Origin of the sequence: Sphingopyxis sp. (assembly GCF_019459305.1) — a bacterium.
GTDB lineage: Bacteria > Pseudomonadota > Alphaproteobacteria > Sphingomonadales > Sphingomonadaceae > Sphingopyxis.
This window is the reverse complement of sequence record NZ_JAIBES010000022.1, coordinates 1-21,192: the sequence shown is the minus strand read 5'-3', so window position 1 is coordinate 21,192 and position 21,192 is coordinate 1. Positions and strand designations below refer to the sequence as shown.

General features: G+C 62.5%; 21 protein-coding genes and 2 tRNA genes. 15 read left to right on the top strand and 8 right to left on the bottom strand.

All coding sequences use genetic code 11. From position 1 onward, the window contains the following. Positions 1-10 precede the first annotated feature (10 nt). Entirely contained in the window at positions 11-724 is a 714-nt protein-coding gene (locus K0M74_RS02310) for a hypothetical protein (RefSeq protein ID WP_293967469.1), read from the bottom strand. Continuing rightward, complete coding sequence (locus K0M74_RS02305) at positions 708-1,268, bottom strand: hypothetical protein (RefSeq protein ID WP_293967468.1); 561 nt, start codon at positions 1,266-1,268, stop codon at positions 708-710. Before K0M74_RS02305 ends, K0M74_RS02310 begins: the two co-directional genes overlap by 17 nt. A gap of 149 nt (positions 1,269-1,417) precedes the next feature. Between K0M74_RS02305 and K0M74_RS02300 the strand changes: the two genes are divergently transcribed. The 4 genes from K0M74_RS02300 to K0M74_RS02285 all read left to right on the top strand — a co-directional run bounded on the left by K0M74_RS02300 (position 1,418) and on the right by K0M74_RS02285 (position 3,695). After that, complete coding sequence (locus K0M74_RS02300; RefSeq protein WP_088443526.1) at positions 1,418-1,858, top strand: Rrf2 family transcriptional regulator; 441 nt, start codon at positions 1,418-1,420, stop codon at positions 1,856-1,858. Between the two features lie 253 nt (positions 1,859-2,111). Further along, positions 2,112-2,450: an MbcA/ParS/Xre antitoxin family protein gene (locus K0M74_RS02295; protein ID WP_366932626.1), complete on the top strand. Its 339-nt coding sequence runs from the start codon at positions 2,112-2,114 to the stop codon at positions 2,448-2,450. Positions 2,451-2,457: 7 nt separating this feature from the next. After that, complete coding sequence (locus K0M74_RS02290; protein WP_293967464.1) at positions 2,458-3,168, top strand: RES family NAD+ phosphorylase; 711 nt, start codon at positions 2,458-2,460, stop codon at positions 3,166-3,168. Positions 3,169-3,314: 146 nt separating this feature from the next. Beyond that, positions 3,315-3,695: a hypothetical protein gene (locus K0M74_RS02285; protein WP_293967462.1), complete on the top strand. Its 381-nt coding sequence runs from the start codon at positions 3,315-3,317 to the stop codon at positions 3,693-3,695. A 175-nt stretch (positions 3,696-3,870) separates the two neighbouring features. On the opposite strand, the gene K0M74_RS02280 is transcribed toward K0M74_RS02285, so the two are convergent. Both K0M74_RS02280 and K0M74_RS02275 read right to left on the bottom strand, forming a co-directional pair. Next, positions 3,871-3,946 (bottom strand) — tRNA-Ala (locus K0M74_RS02280). A 129-nt stretch (positions 3,947-4,075) separates the two neighbouring features. Further along, positions 4,076-4,399, bottom strand: coding sequence for a TIGR02300 family protein (locus tag K0M74_RS02275; protein WP_088443506.1), 324 nt, complete (start codon positions 4,397-4,399; stop codon positions 4,076-4,078). Between the two features lie 124 nt (positions 4,400-4,523). On the opposite strand from K0M74_RS02275, the gene aroA reads away from it, so the two are divergent. From aroA to K0M74_RS02255, 4 genes are all read left to right on the top strand, one after another. Next, the gene (gene aroA / locus K0M74_RS02270) at positions 4,524-5,852 is read left to right on the top strand and encodes a 3-phosphoshikimate 1-carboxyvinyltransferase (RefSeq protein WP_293967460.1); all 1,329 of its coding nucleotides are present in this window, start codon (positions 4,524-4,526) and stop codon (positions 5,850-5,852) included. Beyond that, positions 5,849-6,478, top strand: coding sequence for a (d)CMP kinase (locus K0M74_RS02265; protein ID WP_293967458.1), 630 nt, complete (start codon positions 5,849-5,851; stop codon positions 6,476-6,478). Before aroA ends, K0M74_RS02265 begins: the two co-directional genes overlap by 4 nt. Positions 6,479-6,753: 275 nt before the next feature. Next, the gene (gene rpsA / locus K0M74_RS02260; RefSeq protein WP_293967456.1) at positions 6,754-8,466 is read left to right on the top strand and encodes a 30S ribosomal protein S1; all 1,713 of its coding nucleotides are present in this window, start codon (positions 6,754-6,756) and stop codon (positions 8,464-8,466) included. Positions 8,467-8,670: 204 nt separating this feature from the next. Further along, complete coding sequence (locus K0M74_RS02255) at positions 8,671-8,949, top strand: integration host factor subunit beta (RefSeq protein ID WP_293967454.1); 279 nt, start codon at positions 8,671-8,673, stop codon at positions 8,947-8,949. Between the two features lie 163 nt (positions 8,950-9,112). Here the strand turns inward: K0M74_RS02255 and K0M74_RS02250 are convergent, their stop codons facing one another. Both K0M74_RS02250 and K0M74_RS02245 read right to left on the bottom strand, forming a co-directional pair. After that, on the bottom strand, positions 9,113-9,880 hold the full coding sequence (locus K0M74_RS02250) for an ABC transporter permease (protein ID WP_293967452.1): 768 nt from the start codon (positions 9,878-9,880) through the stop codon (positions 9,113-9,115). Next, positions 9,877-10,815, bottom strand: a complete 939-nt coding sequence (locus tag K0M74_RS02245; RefSeq protein ID WP_293967450.1) for an ABC transporter ATP-binding protein — start codon at positions 10,813-10,815, stop codon at positions 9,877-9,879. Before K0M74_RS02245 ends, K0M74_RS02250 begins: the two co-directional genes overlap by 4 nt. Before the next feature lie 89 nt (positions 10,816-10,904). On the opposite strand from K0M74_RS02245, the gene K0M74_RS02240 reads away from it, so the two are divergent. The 7 genes from K0M74_RS02240 to K0M74_RS02210 all read left to right on the top strand — a co-directional run bounded on the left by K0M74_RS02240 (position 10,905) and on the right by K0M74_RS02210 (position 19,159). Further along, positions 10,905-10,990, top strand: a tRNA-Leu gene (locus tag K0M74_RS02240). A 74-nt stretch (positions 10,991-11,064) separates the two neighbouring features. After that, a complete protein-coding gene (locus tag K0M74_RS02235; protein WP_293967448.1) occupies positions 11,065-12,573 on the top strand; it encodes an ABC transporter substrate-binding protein in 1,509 nt (502 codons plus the stop codon). A gap of 39 nt (positions 12,574-12,612) precedes the next feature. Next, a complete protein-coding gene (locus K0M74_RS02230; RefSeq protein WP_293967446.1) occupies positions 12,613-13,035 on the top strand; it encodes a DUF4112 domain-containing protein in 423 nt (140 codons plus the stop codon). A 189-nt stretch (positions 13,036-13,224) separates the two neighbouring features. Then, the gene (locus K0M74_RS02225; RefSeq protein WP_293967445.1) at positions 13,225-15,330 is read left to right on the top strand and encodes a prolyl oligopeptidase family serine peptidase; all 2,106 of its coding nucleotides are present in this window, start codon (positions 13,225-13,227) and stop codon (positions 15,328-15,330) included. 179 nt (positions 15,331-15,509) lie between these two features. Continuing rightward, positions 15,510-16,046 carry an RNA polymerase sigma factor gene (locus K0M74_RS02220; RefSeq protein WP_293967443.1) on the top strand — a complete coding sequence of 179 codons (537 nt, stop codon included), beginning with the start codon at positions 15,510-15,512 and terminating at the stop codon, positions 16,044-16,046. 109 nt (positions 16,047-16,155) lie between these two features. Next, positions 16,156-17,934 (top strand): VWA domain-containing protein, encoded by a 1,779-nt coding sequence (locus tag K0M74_RS02215; protein WP_293967441.1) that lies wholly within the window; start codon positions 16,156-16,158, stop codon positions 17,932-17,934. 148 nt (positions 17,935-18,082) lie between these two features. Continuing rightward, on the top strand, positions 18,083-19,159 hold the full coding sequence (locus tag K0M74_RS02210) for a tetratricopeptide repeat protein (RefSeq protein WP_293967440.1): 1,077 nt from the start codon (positions 18,083-18,085) through the stop codon (positions 19,157-19,159). 211 nt (positions 19,160-19,370) lie between these two features. Here the strand turns inward: K0M74_RS02210 and K0M74_RS02205 are convergent, their stop codons facing one another. Further along, on the bottom strand, positions 19,371-20,105 hold the full coding sequence (locus K0M74_RS02205; protein WP_293967438.1) for an RES family NAD+ phosphorylase: 735 nt from the start codon (positions 20,103-20,105) through the stop codon (positions 19,371-19,373). After that, a complete protein-coding gene (locus tag K0M74_RS02200) occupies positions 20,083-20,457 on the bottom strand; it encodes an MbcA/ParS/Xre antitoxin family protein (RefSeq protein ID WP_293967436.1) in 375 nt (124 codons plus the stop codon). Before K0M74_RS02200 ends, K0M74_RS02205 begins: the two co-directional genes overlap by 23 nt. Positions 20,458-21,192: the final 735 nt, after the last annotated feature.

Genomic DNA, 21,192 nt, shown 5'->3' with positions numbered 1-21,192 from the left:
CGCGGCCCGATCATTCCTCGGGCGCGTAGGTCACCCCATATTTCAGCGCTTCAGCAAGCGTCAGACAGCGGCGGGTCGATTTATTCTCGTCGGTCGCCACCGCCTGCTGGCGATACATGACTTCGGTCAGCAATTTTCGCGAAATCCCCATGCGGATCAGGAAATCATTGTCTTCACTCGCCAGCAGCGCCGAATCCTGTTCGATGTCGCCGATCAGTTCGCGCGTCGCGTCAGTTCCCATTGCGACGCTCATGTCGATCGCCGAACGGTCGCCGGTGCGCGTAAACATGTGGACCATGAATTGGCCGCCGGGCTCGATGACTCGCGGCGCGCCACCCATGAACACGAAATTGCAGGCGCTGAAACAGGCCCAGCCCGCAGGGATCCGGGTCGTAACGCCCAGATTTGAGCGGATGATCCGCCCCGCCGCATTGCCCGCGCGAGCGTCGCCGCCGGGGGAGCGCAGCCAGATTTCGCCGACGTCGGGATTGGCCTTTAACGCGGCGGTCAGCCGGTCGGGCAATCCGGGGTCGATCCGCCCCTCGGCCAGCAGAACTTTCATCCCGCCACGCTTTTCCACCGTCAGCTTCATCGTCGGATAGGCCGACCAATTGGGGTTGAGCGGGCAGGTCGGGTTGACCGGATCGACCGCGGTGGCGGCGGTCAGGCTGCCGAGCGCGATCAGCGAAATGCCGCAGCGTGCCGTTCTACGCCGCCAGGACATAACGCGATTCACCCGGTCCTTTGCACATGCGTTTTGTCACCCGCGTTTCTTCGCCTTCGACGATGATAAAGTCGTTGACGTTCATGCACTTGCGCCCGCCGCCCTCTTCGTTAATCGACGCCACCGTCGATGATCCGCTGACTTCGGGGCGGGTCGCGCTGGTCCAGTTGGCCGTCGCGCCAACCTCTTCACCGCGCGTCGCTTCCTCAGTCGCGACGGCCGCTTGCACTTGCTCACCCGGATCGAGTCGGCACGCGATCGCGTCGGTCAGCGTCCCGCTGACTTCGCTGATGGGCACATAGCTATAAACGCCGGCCTTGCTCGCCACATCTCCGACCGCATCGTTCAGCACATTGCCCAGGATGTTGCGGCCGATGCTGCTGCCCTTTTTGCCTTTGGGGCAGCCGCCATTGTCGTCGCTGCTCGGTTTTGGAGCGGGCGTTGTGGCTTTGCGAAGCAGGCTGCCGAACTGCGCCTGCGCGGGGGTCCCCGCAAGCATGCACACCGCCAGCACCGCCGGAACGCCAAGAAATTTACGCATCATCAGCTCTACCTCAAATCATTGCCGTAACCGGCAGCATCACGGTGCTTATAGCCTTCGTTCATGCCACCCGCTGTGATTTTCATCAACTCTTGGCGAAATGTCATCCAGACAGGTTGAATTAAGCCTGAATATGTCACAGTAAGCCCGCCATGCTCTCGCAAAAGACCCGTTATACGATCCGCGCGTTCCAGCATCTTGCCGATCATTGGGGCAAGGGGCAGGTCCAGCTGGCGGACATTGCGGAAGCGCAAAACATCCCGCCCAAGTTCCTGACCGTCATCCTGTCGGAAATGGCGCGCGAAGGCCTGCTCATTTCTCAGCGCGGCCGCGATGGCGGGTATCAGCTGGCCATATCGCCGATCGACATCAGCTATGGCGACCTTGTCCGCCTGACCCGCGGGTCGCTGGCGCTGGTCCCCTGCGCGGCGCGAAATGCGCACGAACATTGTAAAAATTGCCTTCCCGAGGCCGAATGTCGCCTGCGCAGCCTGATGCTGAAAGTCCGCGACGATACCGCCTCGATCCTCGACCGCATCACATTGGCCGACCCGATCGCGCTGGAACCGTTGTTTGACGAGGTTGCCGGGTAAGCCTGCGACCAGGCGCGTTCGCGCGCTTCTGATTGCGAGCTTGCGCTGCTCTCGCTGCAATCGCTCCTGTCGGGCGCAGTCCATGCAGGCGGAATGACGCCTAACCTCACGGCTCCGCGACGATCTTGACAATTGGCACGTTATCATCATATTCATGCCAATTGTCTCGACAGAGGTTCTTATGCAGCTGGTAGCTATCAAAGGCACGGTGCCGCCCCAGGCACGCGAATTTTCGACCGAGGAAGTGCAGGCGATGCAGCGCGCCGTGATCCGCCTGTTCGACCATTGGGGGGTGACCGATGCGCAAGCGGCAGTCCTTCTTGGCGATATCGCAGTACGGACCTATCAACGCTGGAAACAGGGCGAATACGGCCGCTGGAACGTCGATCTTGCTGCGCGCTTGTCGAACCTGATCGGTATCCATAAGGCGCTGCGACTTCTCTATACTGAGGCCGACCGCGGCTATCGCTGGATCAAGGCGCCGAACCGCGCCTTTGGCGAGCGAACGGCACTCGAGGTGATGCTTGGTGGGCAGCTCACCGATCTCATGCGCGTTCGCCGCTATCTCGACAGTTACCGCAGCGCCTGGTGAGGCTCGGATGGCCGACCCGCCGCTGTCCCCCGTCGACTGGCCGTCGGCTGTTCGGCTGATCGAGAGCAAATATCCGCCGATCGACCTGTTCGAAGATCTCGCCGATCCCGCAGATTGGGAGCTGCTCGCGGCGGCTGAAACCAAGACCAATCCCCGAATCGCCGAGACGATCGGCAATCTCGATCTCGTGCCCGTGGCGCGCCGCGTCGCCGGCGCCGGGGCGAGCTATGTAATGGCGCCATTTACGCATTGCTCGCCTGATCGACCCGGCCGCTTCCACGACGGGCATTTCGGTGCCTATTATGCTGCACGCGAGTTCGAAACCGCAGTGGCAGAGGTTTCCTTTCACCAGGCCCAGCGCCTGGGAGACAGTCGCGACGAGCCTGGCTGGATTTCGGACATGCGCGAGCTTGTCGGCGCGGTCGGGACCCTGTTGCACGATATCAGGGGTACGGGCTTTGCAGCCCTGCTTGCACCCGACGATTATGCGTCCTCGCAGGCCTATGCGCGCGACCGGCGAAGCGACGGCGGCAACGGCATCGTCTATCCATCGGTCAGAAACCCCGGCGGCGAATGCGTGGCGGCGTTCTGGCCCGACGTGGTCGCCATCCCTGTGCAAGGGCGGCATTTTCGCTATCACTGGAATGGGACGCGGATCGACATGATCCACGAGCTTCGCCTCGACGGAAACGGTCCAGTTTATCGGCTTGAGGTGTGAGACGATTCGCAGCGTCTTACAACGATCCTCAGCTTTTGCGGCTAGCTTCGGCCCGTCAGTCATTCTGGATTGCGGCATGCTGGGACCGGACAATGCGATATGGGACGATGCCGAATGGATCAGCTGGGACGTGCTGAATTATCACGATGAGCAGCAACATCTGCTTGCCTACTTCCCGGATGCCGACCTGTCCCTCGTGCCTATCTTCCAAGGACCTTCTCGGCACCGCGCAGGACTTTCGTCTGACCGGTCGTCATCTGCAGGTCTATGGCGACATCGGCGAACTATATGGCGCGATCGCTTATGGCATCAGGCTGCACAAAAATTACGCGCAAGTCTCCGATGGCTGCCTTGGCAATGATTTCACCGAAGTGAAGACGATTACTCCCTTCAAGCAAAATAAAGTGGTGCGACTCGGTCTGAGCAGGAACTTCAGCAAGGTGCTGATTGTTAGGATTTCCCCGGACTTCGAGGGCAGCGGCACATTGATTGACCGCCAATCGCTGCCAATTTTCAAAGGCAACTGATTCTTGCCTCGTTGGTCCCAGTTTGAGGGCGGACCACAGGCCCCCGAACAGACCGACAAGCGCAAAGCGCACGCGAAAGGCCAGCCTAACCGCGAATCAAATGTTGGTAAGAATGAGGGGACAGCTATTAGCTGCCCCGCATAACCACCTATTTTCAATAGGTAGCGCGTGAAAATGGTGGAGCCTAGCGGGATCGAACCGCTGACCTCCTGCATGCCATGCAGGCGCTCTCCCAGCTGAGCTAAGGCCCCACATCTTCATTCGATCGCCCCCGCCAATCGTGGCGCCTGCGATCGGGTTGCCGCCTTTAACAGTGCGGGCGGCTGATGCAAGGGGCCAAATGCATCCGACGATGCCTTTTTGGCCCCTTGAAACAAAAATCAGGTTTCGACGTCGTCGTCATCCGCGGTCGCAACGCCCAGATCGTCGTCGCCGCCCAGGTCGACGTCATTGTCGGGCGAGTCATTATCCTCGTCGACATCGACGTCCAGATCCAGATCCTCGTCGACGACGACCTCTTCCTTGACCGTCTTGCCGGGCTTTTCGACCTCGAACGGGGTCGACTGCTTCGATTTCAGCACTGATTCCGGGATCCAGTTATAACCGCAATTGATGCAGTTGACCGGATCATCTTTCGTCAAATCATAGAATCGCGTGGCGCATTTCGGGCAGCTGCGTTTCGTGCCCCATTCAGCCTTGATCATATATGCCTCGTAACCTTCTGGAAACAGAATAGAATGTGTGGAGAGCGACGGCTGCCTGCGCGGCGTCCATCAAATCGGCGTGCGCCTTGCCAGATTGTAAGGGCGCTGTCAAAAGCCGCTCGCCATGACCGATCAAAACGCCCGCCCGCGCAGCTTTTCCGCCTCCGTTCCGCTCAAGGGCCGGATTGCGATTCCGGGTGATAAAAGCATCTCACACCGATCGCTGATGCTCTCGGCGCTTGCCGTCGGAGAAAGCCGCGTGACCGGGCTGCTCGAAGGCCATGACGTGCTCGCCACTGCGGCGGCGATGCGCGCTATGGGCGCCACCATCGAACGCCGCGCCGACGGCGAATGGCGCATCCATGGTGTCGGGGTCGGCGGGCTGATCCAGCCGCAGGGCGCGCTCGACATGGGCAACAGCGGCACCTCGACCCGGCTGCTGATGGGGCTCGTTGCCAGCCATCCGATCACCGCCACCTTCATTGGCGACGCCAGCCTGTCGGGGCGCCCGATGGGCCGCGTCATCGATCCGCTGGCGCAGATGGGCGCCGACATCACCTCGTCGCCGGGTGGCCGCCTGCCGCTGATGGTCCGCGGCCTTGCCCCCGCCATCCCTCTTGCCTATCGCCTCCCGGTCGCGTCGGCGCAGGTGAAGAGCGCGGTGCTGCTTGCTGGTCTCAATACGCCGGGCATCACACAAGTCATCGAACCCGTCCCCACCCGCGACCACAGCGAACGCATGCTGCGCGGGTTCGGTGCAGACCTGACCGTAGAGACCGATACCGACGGCACCCGTCACATTCGCATTGTCGGCGAGGCCGAACTAAAGCCCCAGACGATTGTCGTCCCTGGCGATCCGTCGTCGGCGGCGTTCTTCATCGTAGCGGCGCTGCTCGTGCCCGGATCCGATGTCACCATCACCAATGTCGGGCTCAATCCGACGCGCGCCGGGCTGATCGACGTGCTGCGTCAGATGGGCGGCAACATCGAATTGATCGATCCGCGCGAAGTCGGCGGAGAGCCCGTCGCCGACCTGCGCGTGCGCCACAGTATGCTCACCGGCGTGGATGTCGATCCCGCGGTCGCGCCCAGCATGATCGATGAGTTCCCGATCCTTTTCGTCGCCGCGGCGCTGGCAAAGGGCCGCACCACGACCACCGGGCTTGAAGAACTGCGCGTCAAGGAAAGCGACCGTATCGCCGTCATGGCGACCGGCCTGAAAGCCATTGGCGCGCGGGTGACCGAAACCGAGGACGGCCTGATCATCGACGGCACCGGGGGCGATCCGCTGCCCGGCGGCGCGACGATCGCCGGTCACCTCGACCACCGGATCTGCATGAGTTTTGCGGTCGCCGGACTTGTGAGCGGGGCACAGGTGTCGATCGACGACATCGCCCCCGTCGCCACCAGCTTCCCCAGTTTCGAGGCCCTGCTCGCAGGCCTTCAGCAATGATCATCGCCGTCGACGGGCCCACCGCATCGGGCAAGGGCACGATTGCCCGCGCCCTCGCCGAACACTTCGGGCTGCCGGTGCTCGACACCGGGCTGCTTTACCGCGCGGTCGGTTATCAGACGCAGCTGAACCATGGCGACGCCGACATTGCCGCCGACGCGCTGGCGGCCTGCGATTTCCCCGATAGTCTGCTCGACGACCCCGCATTGCGTTATGAAACCACCGGGGGCCTTGCCAGCCGGGTGTCGGTTCATCCGCAGGTGCGCGCCGCGCTGTTTCAGCGGCAGGTCGATTTCGCCAATCAGCCCGGCGGCGCCATCCTTGACGGCCGCGACATCGGAACCGTCATTGCACCGCATGCTGATGCCAAGCTGTTCGTCACCGCCAGCGCTGACGTGCGCGCCCACCGCCGCCATGCCGAGATGCTGGGGCGCGGCGTCGATGTGACTTTTGATGCGGTGCTTGCAGATGTTCACGCCCGCGATGCCCGCGACACGGGCCGCGCCGACGCGCCGCTGCTGCGCGCATCCGACGCGATGCTGCTCGACAACAGCGACATGCCCCGCGACGCCGCGATTGCTGCGGCGATCGCCTTTGTCGAAGCGCGCCGGAGCGGCCGCAGCTGAACTGGCTTTCCACCTTGCGTTTGCGGGGTTTGCGGACTATAGGCGCCCGGTCCGACGGGCCTTTCAGCCGGTCGAGGCACGGACAACCGCCGCCCGCAACCGGGCGTCGGGCGTGACGAGGCAATCTCGTCGCGCCCTTTCTGCTTTGCCCCTGCCCCGCCCGAACTGGTCCGAAGGATGTTCTGCATCGCATCCGGCGAGCAGGACAGATCGGCCATTAAGACCAGCGGAACCAACCGCTTGGCCGGAACAAATGAAGTAAGGAATATATCTCTATGGCCACTACGGCTTTTCCGACGCGCGACGATTTCGCCGCGATGCTCAATGAATCGCTTGGTGGTGCGGACGGCGGCTTTGAAGGCCGCGTCGTCAAGGGCACCGTCACCGCGATCGAAAACGACCTGGCAGTCATCGACATCGGTTTGAAGAGCGAAGGCCGCGTGCCGCTGCGCGAATTCGCCATGCCGGGCCAGAAGGCCGACATCAAAGTCGGTGACGAAGTCGAAGTCTATGTCGACCGCGTCGAAAACGCCAATGGCGAAACCATGCTGTCCCGCGACCGCGCCCGCCGCGAAGCCGCCTGGGACCGCCTGGAAGAAGAATTCAACAAGGAAGCGCGCGTCGAAGGCGTCATCTTTGGCCGCGTCAAGGGCGGCTTCACCGTCGACCTCGGCGGCGCCGTGGCGTTCCTGCCCGGTTCGCAGGTCGATATCCGCCCCGTGCGCGACGTCGGCCCGCTGATGGACCTGCCGCAGCCTTTCCAGATCCTCAAGATGGATCGTCGCCGCGGCAACATCGTCGTGTCGCGCCGCGCCATTCTCGAAGAAACGCGCGCTGAACAGCGTTCGGGCCTGATCCTGAACCTGGAAGAAGGCCAGATCATCGAAGGCGCCGTCAAAAACATCACCGATTATGGTGCGTTCGTCGACCTCGGCGGCATCGACGGCCTGCTCCACGTCACCGACATGAGCTACAAGCGCGTCAACCACCCGAGCGAAGTCATCAACATCGGTGACACCGTCAAGGTGCAGATCATCCGCATCAACCGCGACACCCAGCGCATCAGCCTGGGCATGAAACAGCTGGAAAGCGATCCGTGGGAAGGCGTTGCCGCCAAATATCCCGTCGGTGCGAAGCTGTCGGGTGTGGTCACGAACATCACCGATTACGGTGCCTTCGTCGAACTCGAAGCCGGCATCGAAGGCCTGGTTCACGTCAGCGAAATGTCGTGGGTCAAGAAGAACGTCCACCCCGGCAAAATCGTTTCGACGAGCCAGGAAGTCGATGTCATCGTCCTCGAAGTCGACAGCGACAAGCGCCGCATTTCGCTGGGCCTCAAGCAGGCTCAGTCGAACCCCTGGGGCGCATTCGCCGACACCCACCCGGTCGGCTCGGTTGTCGAAGGCGAAGTCAAGAATGCGACCGAATTCGGTCTGTTCGTTGGCCTGCCCGGCGACGTCGACGGCATGGTCCACATGTCCGACATCGCCTGGGGCATCTCGGGCGAAGAAGCGCTGCACCTCCACCGCAAGGGCGAGGCCGTGCAGGTTGTCGTGCTCGACGTCGACGTCGAGAAGGAACGCATCAGCCTTGGAATCAAGCAGCTTGAAAAGGGTGCTCCGGCCGTTGGCGGCGGCGTTGCCGCTGGGGGTTCGGTGAAGAAGAACGACGTCGTCACCGTCACCGTCCTCGAAGTTCGCGACAACGGCCTCGAAGTCCAGGCTGGCGACGATGGCGCCACCGGCTTCATCAAGCGCGCCGACCTTGGCCGCGACCGCGACGAACAGCGTGCCGAGCGTTACCAGGTCGGTCAGAAGTTCGATGCAATGGTCATCGGCTTCGACCGTTCGAAAAAACCGAACTTCTCGGTCAAGGCGATGCAGATCGCCGAAGAGAAGCAAGCCGTCGAACAATATGGTTCGTCGGACTCAGGCGCCTCGCTCGGCGACATCCTCGGCGAAGCGCTGAAGGCCGGCAAGAAGGATTAATTCTTCTCTCCGCCGTCAGGTGAAATTAAAGGCCCGCAGAGTGTCCCTCTGCGGGCCTTTTTCTTTCAGTGATATATTTTGACCAGACAGTGATTCATGATACCTTCCGCGCGCGTTGGGAGGGGTCTCGCGCAAACAATGGACCGGCAACGACCGGACGCCTGCTTCGGCGGGAGATGCGTGACTTATAACTAGGGGAAGCAGATGATCCGGTCAGAACTGGTTCAAAAGATCGCGAGCGAAAACAGCGATTTGCGCGTCGACGAAGTCGAACGCATCGTCGATACGTTTTTCGATTCCATCGTCGAGCAGCTGGCGGCGGGGGGCCGCGTCGAGCTGCGCGGCTTTGGCGCGTTCTCGACCCGGGCGCGCGAATCACGCACCGGCCGCAATCCGCGCACGGGTGCGTCGGTCGAAGTGAAGGCCAAGAATGTGCCTTATTTCAAACCCGGCAAGGAAATGCGCGAGCGGCTGAACGACTGAAAGCGTCGGTCACGGCAACGCCAGCCCCACTCGCCGGCGTTAACTTTCGCGTCCTATTCGCCCGATGATATCGATCGTCCGAAAATTCGCGTGTGGGCTTCATCGGCGCCGCGATGACGGCTGGCATCGTCCGCCAGCGCTGTTCCGGCATCGCTGGCGACGGTCAGTTCTTCAATCGATAGCCGGTCCGGAACACCCAGAAGATCACGCCCAGGCACAGTGCAAAGAACAGCGCAACCGCGGCCATGCTGACCTCGATGCCGACGTCGCCTTTTCCGAAGAAGGTCCAGCGGAAGCCGCTGATCAGATAGACCACCGGATTGAACAGCGTCACCGTCCGCCACGCTGCGGGCAGCATATCGAGCGAGTAAAAGGCGCCGCCCAAAAAGGTGAGCGGATAGATCACGAGCATCGGGATCACCTGCAGCTGCTCGAAGCTTTGCGCCCAGATGCCGATGATGAAACCGAACAGGCAGAATGTGACCGCCATCAACAGCATGAAGCAGACCATCAGCAGCGGATGCGCGACCTGTACATCGACGAAGAGATGTGCGGTAGCAAAGATGATTGCGCCGATGATCACCGACTTGGTCGCCGCCGCGCCGACATAGGCGATCACCGTTTCCAGCGGTGACAGCGGCGCCGACAACATCTCGTAGATCGTCCCGGTCCATTTCGGCATATAGATACCGAACGAGGCGTTGCTGATGCTTTCGGTGAACATCGTCAGCATCATCAGCCCGGGGACGATGAAGGCGCCATAAGGCACCCCGCCAACCTCACTCATCCGGCCGCCGATCGCCGATCCGAACACCACAAAGTAGAGCGCCGTAGTGATCACCGGCAGCGCCAGACTGGTCCAGACGGTGCGCCCGAAGCGCGCGAGTTCAAACGCATAGATCGCGCGCACGCCGCGCCAGTTCGCGGTCATGCGGCCTCTCCCTTGGTTTCATGGACAAGCCCGACAAAGATATCCTCGAGCGAGCTTTGTTTGGTATGCAGATCCTTGAAAGCGATGCCGATGTCGCTCATCCGCCGCAGCAGCGACGGCACGCCGGTCGCTTCGGCCTGACTGTCGAATTCATAGACCAATTCATGCCCGTCGCCCGTCAGTGCCAACTTCCAGTCGGCCAGTTCGGCCGGCACGGTCACGAGCGGCTCGGCGAGGTTAAGCGTCAGCGTCTTGCGCCCCAATTTCTTGATCAGCGCGTGCTTTTCCTCGACCAGGATCAACCGCCCCTTGCTGATCACCCCAACGCGGTCGGCCATTTCCTCGGCCTCTTCGATATAATGGGTGGTCAGGATGATCGTCACGCCGCGCTCGCGCAGTCCATGAACCATCTGCCACATATCGCGGCGCAGCTCGACATCGACCCCTGCGGTCGGCTCGTCGAGGAACAGGATGTCGGGCTCATGGCTCAGCGCCTTGGCGATCATCACGCGGCGCTTCATGCCGCCCGACAGCTCCATGATCTTGGAATTGCGCTTGTCCCACAGCGACAGGTCGCGCAGCAATTGCTCGATGAAGCCGGGGTCGCGCGGTTTGCCGAACAACCCGCGCGAGAAGCTGACCGTCGCCAGCACCGTTTCGAACGCATCGGTGTGCAGTTCCTGCGGCACCAGCCCGATCATCGTCCGCGCGGCGCGATAGTCACGCGCATGATCATGCCCCGCAACCGTCACCGTACCCGCGCTGGCGGTGACAATGCCGCAGACGATGCTGATCAGCGTTGTCTTGCCCGCGCCATTCGGCCCGAGCAGGGCGAAAATCTCGCCTTTGTTGATCGAAAGATCGACATCACTGAGCGCGACGTGACCGCTTTTATAGGTTTTTCCGAGGCCGGAAATTTCGAGAACGGTTGTCATGCCACGCCGTCTAGCCGAGCGACCGGGCCGGGTGAAGCAGCAAACAGCGCTTGACCTGAAACAGTCCTTCGGCTTGACCGGCACCGCGTGCGGACGTGGCGAAATCGGTAGACGCAGCAGACTTAAAATCTGCCATCCTCTGGATATGCGGGTTCAAGTCCCGCCGTCCGCACCAGCATTCCTATTTTGAACTCGCGGCAAGCCGCATGCCCACTTTCGGATTTGCACGGCATGTCTATGATGGCGGCAATGTTGCCGACAATCAACCGATCGCAGAACTGGACGCGGAACGCCGCCGCCGCTGGCTTCCTACTGCTTTCGCTGGGCAGCTGCGGCCTGCTCGGCGAACGTGGGCCGGTGCGGATTGCCGCGATGGGGTCGATCAATCCCGCCGCCAACCCGCTAAACGGCGAGCTGTCCGCGACCAATGCCGCGCTGCTCGACGCCACCTCGCAAGGGCTGGTCAGCTATGATGGCGAGGGACAGATCGACACCGGCCTTGCCGACCGCTGGACCGTCACCACGGATGGGCGGAGCTATATCTTTCGTCTGCGCGAAGCAAAATGGAGCAACGGTCGCAAGGTAACCGCAAAGGACGTCGCGGCGATCCTGCGGACCTATCTGGCGCCCGCGAGCCGCCACATGCTCAAAAACGACTTTCCGGAGATCGAGACGATCCGAGCGATGACCGAGACGGTGATCGAAATCCGCCTGTCGGTGTCGCAGCCCGCGATCCTCGAGCTGCTGGCGCAGCCGTCGATGGCGATCGTCAACAAGGGCATGGGCTGGGGACCGATGCGCGCGCGCAAGATCGGGCGCGCGATCTTGCTGTCGCCCGTTCCCGATCCGCTGGCCGAAGACGCGGAGGCTGCCGAAGCAGCAGCGAACGATCCTGCCGCATCGATCGAACTCGTCGGTACCTCCCCCGCCGGGGCGTTAGCGCGGTTCAAGAATGGCTATGCCGATGGCGTGGTCGGCGGCCGGTTTTCCACCCTCCCCTATTTCGCCGCGTCGAACATCGCGCGGTCGCGGCTGGTGGTCGATCCCGCTCCCGGTCTGTTTGGATTGAGCTTTGTCCGCGCCGAAGGCTTTCTGGCGACCGACACCAATCGCGACGCCTTGGCCCGTGCGATCCGGCGCGAGCGACTGGTCGATGCATTTGGGCTGGAGGAGTGGCAGGAACAGCTGACGCTCCGCCCCGACGTTCACACGCGCGATAGCGGACCGGCGCCGATGTTGCCGGCATGGGCGGAATATGACGATGCATCGCGGCAGACGCAGGCCAGACGCGTCGTCGACGCGTGGCGGGCAGCGGGGCGCGAGATCGATCCGGTTCGAATAGCAGTGCCCGACTCGCCAGGGGGACGCATTCTCTTTGCCTATGTGGCTGCCGATTTTGCCGCAATCGGCGTGCCAAGCCGCCGCGTCACCATGTCATCGACCGCCGACCTGCGGCTGATCGACGAGGTCGCGCCCAATGACGATCCGCTGTGGGCGCTGCGCCGCCTGTCGTGTCGGCGCGACACCCTGTGCAATCGCGAAGCGCAAGGCCTCATCGAGCAAACGATGCGCAACATCGATATCGGCCAGCGCGCCGAGCAATTGGTCGAAGCAGAAATTGTCCTGACGCGCTACACCCCCTTCATCCCGCTCGCGACGCCGCTCCGCTGGTCGGTCGCGGCGCAGCGGCTGACCGGTCTGCGCGCCAACGGTCGCGCGCAGCACCCATTGAATCATGTGATCGCCGCTCCCAACTAAAACCTTGGCGCCGTCGTGGCGCTTTATGAAAGCACCGCCATGGCCCCCTCGCCGCGCAATCCAGACGCCATTTTCGACGCCCTGGTCGAGAACCGCACCGACCCCGCGGCGCTGCGCAAGCGAGTCGAGACGCTGGAAATTCTGCTCGAACGCAGCTTCGTCATTCCCGGCATCAACCGCCCGGTCGGGCTCGACGCGATTGTCGGGCTGGTGCCGGTGGTCGGCGACGTCATCGCCGGCCTGATGGGCGCTTATTTGATCTGGGAAGCGCGCAACCTGGGCATGCCGAAGTGGAAGCTCTGGCGGATGGCGGGCAATCTGGGCATCGATACCACACTGGGCGCGATCCCGCTCGTGGGCGATGCGTTCGATCTCTTCTTCCGCTCGAACTCGCGCAATCTGAAGATCATCAAGCGCCACCTCGACAAGCATCACCCGGGTACGATCATCATCGATCAATAGACCTTCCTCGTCATTGCGAGGAGCGAAGCGACGCGGCAATTCAGCGCCTGCGTAAGTCGCACTGATTGGTTGGCCTGCGGCCGCCTTCTGCCCGCTCCGCTCACAATGACGAAGCGCGGGGTAGAGCCTTCCCCTCCGGTGTCTGGTGATGCTAGCACAGCGTCACCACACCCCATGGGAGACATATTGATGATCCGCGCCAGCCTTGCCGCGCTTGCCCTCAGCTGTTCGTTCACCGCGGTCGCCGCCGCGCAGGAAGCCGATCCCTATCTCTGGCTCGAGGACATTGAGGGCGAAAAAGCACTCGACTGGGTCAAACGGGAAAATACCGCCACCGACGCGCTGATCGTCGGCCGACCCGGTTTCGAGGCCGATCGCAAGCGCGCCCGCGCCATCCTCGACGACGATCGCCAGATCGCCATGCCTGGCGATGTAATGGATAACAGCATCACCAATTTCTGGAGAGATGCCGCCAATCCGCGCGGACTGTGGCGGCAAAGCCCGCTCGACGCCTATCTGGCCGGCAAGCCCGTGTGGACGACGCTGATCGACGTCGATGCGCTGGGCAAGGCGGAGGCGCAAAGCTGGGTGTGGCACGGCGCCGACTGCCTCGCCCCCGCCTACACCCGCTGCCTCATCTCGCTCAGCCCCGGCGGCACCGATTCGGACATCGTGCGCGAATGGGATCGCCCGACGAAAAGCTTCGTCACGGACGGTTTCATCCTTCCCCAGGCCAAGAGCAGCGTGACGTGGGAGGACGCCGACACCCTTCTCGTCGCGACCGACTATGGCGCGGGCAGCATGACGACGTCGGGCTATCCGCGCATCGTCAAGCGCTGGAAACGCGGCACCCCGCTGGCGTCGGCCGAAACGGTGGCGGAGGGGGAAGCCGAAGACGTCGGCATGAACGTCTTTGCCTTCACCGACGGCGACAAGCGCTGGCCGATGATCAGCCGCGGCAAGACCTTTTACACCGCCGACATCAAGCTGCCGAACGCCGATGCCTCGCGCTATATTTCGACGATTGTCCCCGACACCGCCAGCGTCCGCGACGTCATCGACGGCCAGCTGGTGATCTTTCTGAACCAGGATTGGGCAAACATCCCCGCAGGCTCGCTCGTCTCGCTGTCGCTCGCCGACATGTCGGCCGACCGCCAGGTGCCCATCATCACCGCGATGACCCCGACCAAGGCGCAGGCGATCGAGAACGTCTCGGCCACCGACAACATCCTGTGGGTGAAGGCACTCGAGGATGTCGAGGGCAAGCTGTTCGCGCTGCGCCGCGACCCGGCCACCAGCAAATGGAGCCAGAAGGAGGTGCCACTGGCTGCCAACGCCACCGTCGGCATCGCCGGGACGATCGGCAAGCGCGACATCGTGCTCGCCACCGCCGAGACGATGCTGACGCCGCCGACCCTTTACGCGGTGTCTGAAGACAAGACGCCGAAAGCGGTGCAGAGCCTGCCGGCGACCTTCGACGCCAAGGCGATGACGGTCGAGAAACGCTTTGCGATCTCGAAGGACGGCACAAGAATTCCCTATTTCCTCGCCCGCAAGAAGGGCGCCGCCGGTCCCGTTCCCGCGCTCGTCCACGCCTATGGCGGCTTTCGCGCCGCGCAGACGCCCGGCTATCTCACCGGGCAGCCTTACCGCGCCGGGCCGCTCGGGCTCTACTGGGTCGAGGGCGGCAACGCCTATGTCCTCGCCAATATCCGCGGCGGCGGCGAATATGGCCCGGCCTGGCATCAGGCGGCGCTGCGCGAAAAGCGCCAGAACAGCTTCGACGATCTCCACGCGGTGGCCGAGGATCTGGTGGCGACCGGGGTCAGCGCCAAGGGGAAGATCGCCATCTCGGGCCGCTCGAACGGCGGCGTGCTCGTCGGCGCGGCGATGACGCAGCGCCCCGACCTCTATGGCGCGGTCATCTCGGGTTCGCCGATCAAGGATATGTGGCGGTACGACAAGATGCTCGCCGGCGCGTCATGGGTGGCCGAATATGGCGATCCCGATGTCCCAGAGGATTGGGCGTTCCTGTCGAAATATTCGCCCTATCAGGCGCTGCGCAAAGGCGTGAAATACCCGCCGATCTTTCTCTATCTGTCGACCAAGGACGACCGCGTCCACCCCGGCCACGCGCGCAAATATGCCGCGCGGCTCAAAGAACTCGGCAACGGCGTTTATTACCACGAATATATCGAGGGCGGCCATTCAGTCGGGGCTGATCATGCCGAAGACGCGGTCCGCGCCGCAATGCTCCACGCCTTCCTGCTGCGCGAACTGGTGGAGAAAAACTAGGGCCGCTCGGAGCGGTGGTCGGTCTCGAACCAAAAACCGGACCAACTATGTTATAGCCTTCGCACGGCCGTTGAGGCACAACCATCGCAATGGCTCGATACGGGGGAAATATTTGGTCCGGGAGTTGCTTCCCGTTCGCTGACAGTCCCGATTGCCCGCAGCGCATACGCCGCTGACATATGGCGGTCGGCAACGATCCAAATATCGTAAAGGCGGCGATTGCCGGCGACCGCGATGCCTTCGCCGCACTGCTTCAGCGCCATTATGACCGCATCCACGGCCTCGCCTGGCAGTTGACGGGGTCGCGCGCCGACGCCGACGATATCGCGCAGGACGTCTGTTGCATCCTCGCTGAAAGGCTTGGCGACTTTCGCGGTGACGCCAAGTTTACGACATGGCTATGCAGCATCGTCTTCAACGCCTGCCGTGATTTTCGCCGGCGTCGTTCGGCTTTCTCGCGCTTCGCCGACAAGCTGAGCGTCATGGCGGGGCTGACGAATGGGCCGGACGGGCGCGATCTCTATGACGCGATCTGGATCGAAAGCGCGATTTCGCGGCTGAAGCCCGAGCTTCGTGACACGGCGATCCTCGTCGCGGGCCAACAGTTGACGCATGGCGAAGCCGCACAGGTCCTGGGAATCGCCGAAGCGACGGTGTCGTGGCGGATGCATGAGATTCGGCGCCAGATTGCGCCCAAAGAAGGCACGGAAGACTAAACTTCAAATCTCTCCGAATTTTTTCGCAAGGCCGCCAAGGATTTCCGGCGCCCGCGCATCTCAGGAATATGCGGGCAATTTTGCACCGCTGTTGCCTGGGAGACCTTCTATGTCCCGTTTCCATCTGATGCTCACCGCAGGGCTGTCAATCTCGCTCGTCACTGCCTGCTCCCAATCGCAAGACGTCGCGTCGTCCCCCGCGGCACCGTCCCCGAATATCGTCGTCAACACCCAGCGAGCCGAGACCGACGAGGCGCGCGATATGGTCGTTACCGGGCGGGTGCGTCAGGAATATCTTCAGGATACCCCGGCTGCGGTCACCGCAATCTCATCCGAAAGAATCTCACCTGCACCGCCGCCGCCAACCGCTGGCAAAGTGGTCGCGACGGGAAGCTACGTGCGCGCGGTCGCGCCGCGTGCTGATGTGACGACACCCTTTTATCAGGACGTGGGCCGCGACAAATTCACGGCGACCGAGCAGAATGCGTTCAAGGTGGCCCTCGACGAACCCGTGTCGACCTTTTCGATCGACGTCGACACCGCCTCCTATTCATTCGTTCGCGCGTCGCTCAGCCGCAACACGCTGCCCCAGCCTGCGGCGGTGCGCACCGAGGAACTGGTCAACTATTTCCCTTATGATTATGCCGCGCCGCAAAGCGCCGAGCGGCCGTTCAGCACCAATGTCGCGGTGTTCCCCAGTCCGTGGACCGAGGGACGCAAGTTGGTGCGCGTCGGCATCAAAGGCTTTGCGATCGGGCGCGAAACGCGGCCGCGCGCGAACCTCGTCTTTCTTGTCGATACCTCGGGTTCGATGAACGATCCCGCCAAGCTGCCGTTGGTCAAACAGTCGCTCACGATGCTGCTCGAACAGCTCGATGGCAACGACCGGGTCTCGATCGTCACCTATGCCGGCAGCGCGGGCACCGCGCTCGAGCCGACCCCGGCGAGTCAGAAGGGCAAGATCCTGGCGGTGCTCGACCAACTTGGCGCTGGTGGCAGCACCGCGGGGGCCGAAGGCATTCGCCAGGCCTATGCGCTCGCCGAACGCAATCTTGATCCGCGCGGCGTCAACCGCGTCATTCTGGCGACTGACGGCGATTTCAACGTCGGCATCACCGACCAGAACGAGCTGAAGGGTTATATCGAGCGCGAGCGCAGCAAGGGCATTTTCCTGTCGGTGCTCGGCTTCGGCATGGGCAACTACAACGACGCGTTGATGCAGACACTGGCCCAGAACGGCAATGGCGCGGCCGCCTATATCGACACGCTCGCCGAGGCGCGAAAAACGCTCGTCGACGAAGCGACCTCGACGCTTTTTCCGATAGCTAAGGATGTGAAGATCCAGGTCGAGTTCAACCCGGCGACCGTCGCCGAATATCGGCTCGTCGGATATGAGACGCGGATACTGAAGCGCGAGGACTTCGACAATGACAAGGTCGACGCCGGCGATGTCGGTTCGGGCCAGACGGTGACCGCGATTTACGAGATCGTACCCGTCGGCGGGGCCCGCGCGATCGGCGGTCTGCGCTATGCCAAGCCGACCGCGCAGATCGCCGATGCGGGCCGCGCGGGCGAATATGGCTTCGTCAAGATCCGCTACAAACTGCCGAAATCGGGGACGAGCCAGCTGATCTCGACACCGATCAACCGCGGCGTGGAGTTCGCGCGCTTTGAAGATGCGCCGCAGGATGCGCGCTTCGCCGTGGGGGTCGCATCCTTCGCCGAACTGCTCCGCGGCGGCAAATACAATGGCCCGATGACCCTGGACGATGTCCTCCGCATCGTCGGCAACGCGCGCGGGCGTGACGAGTTCGGGTACCGCATGGAGCTGGTTAATCTCGTCCGCGCGGCGAAAACAGCCGGCGCGATGGCGCGGCTCGACCAATAGCGCGGATAGACTACGATACGGCGGCGCTTCGGCGCAAGCGTCGCCGTATCGACCACCAGGCAATTGTGCGTATAAGCAAGATAATGCCGATGCCCTTTCCTCATAGTCCAGACGGCTGCGAAGGCCTGCCGACCGACGGAAAACGTCGATGACCGGCGACGACGACATCCGGGCGATGTTGCCCGATCCGCCGCCAGCTGCGCCGAAACCGCGCGAGGCCGCGATCGCCGGGGCGCTCGCGCGCTTCGACGGCGCTCCCGTTCCGACGCTCAGGCCGCAGCGTATGGCGGCATCCTGGTGGAAAAAGCTTCAGCGGCCACAGGCCGGGCTGCTGACCGCCGCAGCGCTGGTCGCCGCGATCGGCCTGCCCTTCGCCTTTACGGATCCGCTTCCCGTCACGCCGGCAGCCGACGAGCAGGTTGTGCCGGAAACGAAAGTCGAGGCGCCTGCCGCCAAGCGCGACATCACCGCGGCACCGGCCGCAGGTCCGGCGGCGGCGCCGCCCGTCACCGCAGCCGTCTCAGCCAAGGTCGCCCCGCCTGCCTCCCGTCTGGGCGAGGTGGCCCCGACGAGCAAGCGCATCGAGATCGCGCAGGCCAAACCTATCGCACCGCCCCCGCCGCCGGCGATGCGTGCCGAAGGGCCCGCAGCCAGGTCTGTCCAAGGACGGGCAAGATCGGCGGCCGAGGTGCAGGATGCTCCGGCCGCCAATTATTCGGTCGTGTCGGCTGACGAATATTCGCGCAACGATCGAGACGTCGTTGTCACCGGCACGCGCATTTCGAAAAGTCGGCCGATCGGCCGCGGCGACTGGAACGCCTGCACGGTGAACGACCCGCGCCAAGCCTTGGCGCGTTGCCAGAAGCTCGCCGACAAGGCTCCCAAATCGGTACGACACCAGGCAGATGCCTATCTTTCCGATGGCCTCAAACAGGCCTGGGACGGCAATCTCGACAAGGCGATCGCGGCGTTCGGCGAGGCGATCGCCGTCGCGCCGAATCTTTCGGTCGCCTATCTCAACCGCGGCCTCGCGCATGATAGCCAAGGCGACAGCGAGGCCGCGCTCGCCGACCTTGACCGTGCGGTACAACTGTCGCCAAAGTCGGCGCGCGCCTATTACAACCGCAGTGTGCTGCTTCGGAAATATGGCGACGCCAAGCGCGCCAGCGCCGACGAACAACAGGCAATTAATTTGGACCCACGTTATCAGGCGATTCTGCCGTAGGCAGAGAAACGGCGCCGCGCTGCACTGTGGCGTCCCATTCACGCGACAATGGCCGTTTTCAGACAATCCGGTTCAATGTCGCAACGAAGACCGTTCGGTCGGTCGTCAGTCCGCTCGGCAGGCTTGCGCTGGGCGCGCCGGACGAAGAGGCACCTGATGCCTAAACACGCCCACTTTCGGCCGAGTCTAGAAGTAACTAAATTCGGCGCGATCAGAGCCCCAAATCCGAAGGACAAAAGCTGAAGCGCTCCTTTGACGGAAATGCCCCAAATGCGGTCAGCTGCCCCTGCTCATATCGGAAATGCCAGGTTTGCGCATTTCGCGGCGCCCGGTCGCGGAAGGCCGATGCCTCGAGTATCGCAACATTTGCCCGGTGCTGCAGGTCGCGGACCGAAGCAGAACGTATCGCCTGCGCATCGATCGCCCGCGCCTCGGCGGCGAACAGTTGGCAGGCCGAGTAATCATCAGGCGCCATCCAAAGCGACGCAGCTTCGAGATAAGGCGGCGCACAGAGATCGAGCAGGCGATCGATCGCGACGGTCACACTGATCGCCGAATGCTCGACAGTCGTATTCGGCGGCTGAAATCCGGGCGATCGCGAGTAAAAGCGAAGCCGCCAATAGGCCATCTCGGCAATCGCCGTGGCGATGGACTCCGCCGCATAGAAAATGCCCGGCTTCTCGCCAGCCCGGCGGAACCTCGAACTGCTCATGTGCCCGTAGCGAAACGGGATCGCGAGCAAATAGTGAAGATGGCGAGCCGCCGCAGGCAGGCTCGGCTTCACCTCTTCGACCAGCTGTTCAAGCAAAGCCTGATCGTCGGCACCGGCGGCAAGGCGGTTCGTCGAAATGCGATGCTGCGCCTCGACGATCCGCCAGAGCTTTCCGCGGTAGGCGCGAAAATGCTCGGGCTTCGGCGTTCGGTTAGACGCGGGCGCGGTAGTCATCGACATAGTCGGCGACGTCGCTCAAGCCGCGAATGGAGCGGATCAGAACGATCGGTCTGCCGCCCAGATCGATATTCTCGGATTTCAGCCAAGAAATCGACGCGGCATCATCGCTTCCCATAAGGGCGTCGAGGCTACGAAACAGCCGGACCAGATATTGCCCGAGTTCGAACGCCTTTTCGGCTCGTTGAATTTGGTAGCTGCCAGAACGCAGACGCGACGCGGTGGCGGCAGAAATGCCCACGACAGCGCCCAATTGGTCATTGGTCAATTTCCAGCACGTCGCGACGCGCGCAACGGCCTCCGAGAGAACCCGGCCCTGATCCGCTTGCAAGGCAAGCTGCGTTACCACGCCATTCTCCTGAATGAATTTCTATGTAATCATTCATAGGAACAAAAATGAACCTATGCAAGGCTCGCGGCGTCATTTCAGCAGAAATCAATCTTGAGCGGACTTTTTAGAACACTGCTCGTAGCGAAAATTATCAACCCAATTTCCGGTTAACTGGAGCAAATATGCCGACGTTCAGAACTGGATAGATGCACGCAACGGGCCAAGTGGTACCGGGCTGGTGGTTCTCATGCGGCACTCGGACGCGGTCATCGACGCCGCGCTCTCACTCGCGGGACGGCCCGACATTCAGGGGCAGGCAAAGCTCGGGCAGGCAGGGCGACATCTACGTGCGGCCGCGCCATCGGTACTCGATTGTTTGCCGCTCGAATGAGGTGTGATGCGGTGAAGGATATGCGCTGTCCTCTGGCGCGAGGCTGTCGAGGACGTAAAACTGGAGGAGCCTGCCTTCATCTCGTTTCGTGAGAGTTTGATGATCGCTGGATCACCACAAAAAAAAATTTTGTTAGCAAAACCTGCTTACGCAATCATCAACTTCCAGGGCTGTCATCTGGCGCTCATCAAATCGATTGTGCGCACTTCACCAGAACGGAGTGTCAGGCGACATGTAAAACTGGTCCGGTAGCGACATGTAGAACTGGTCCCCCCATTTAGCTGAGGAGGGACTGATGGACGTCGATACCCGTACGAAGATTTCCGCGACAATGACGCGGAGAGAAGCGATGCTCGAGCCGG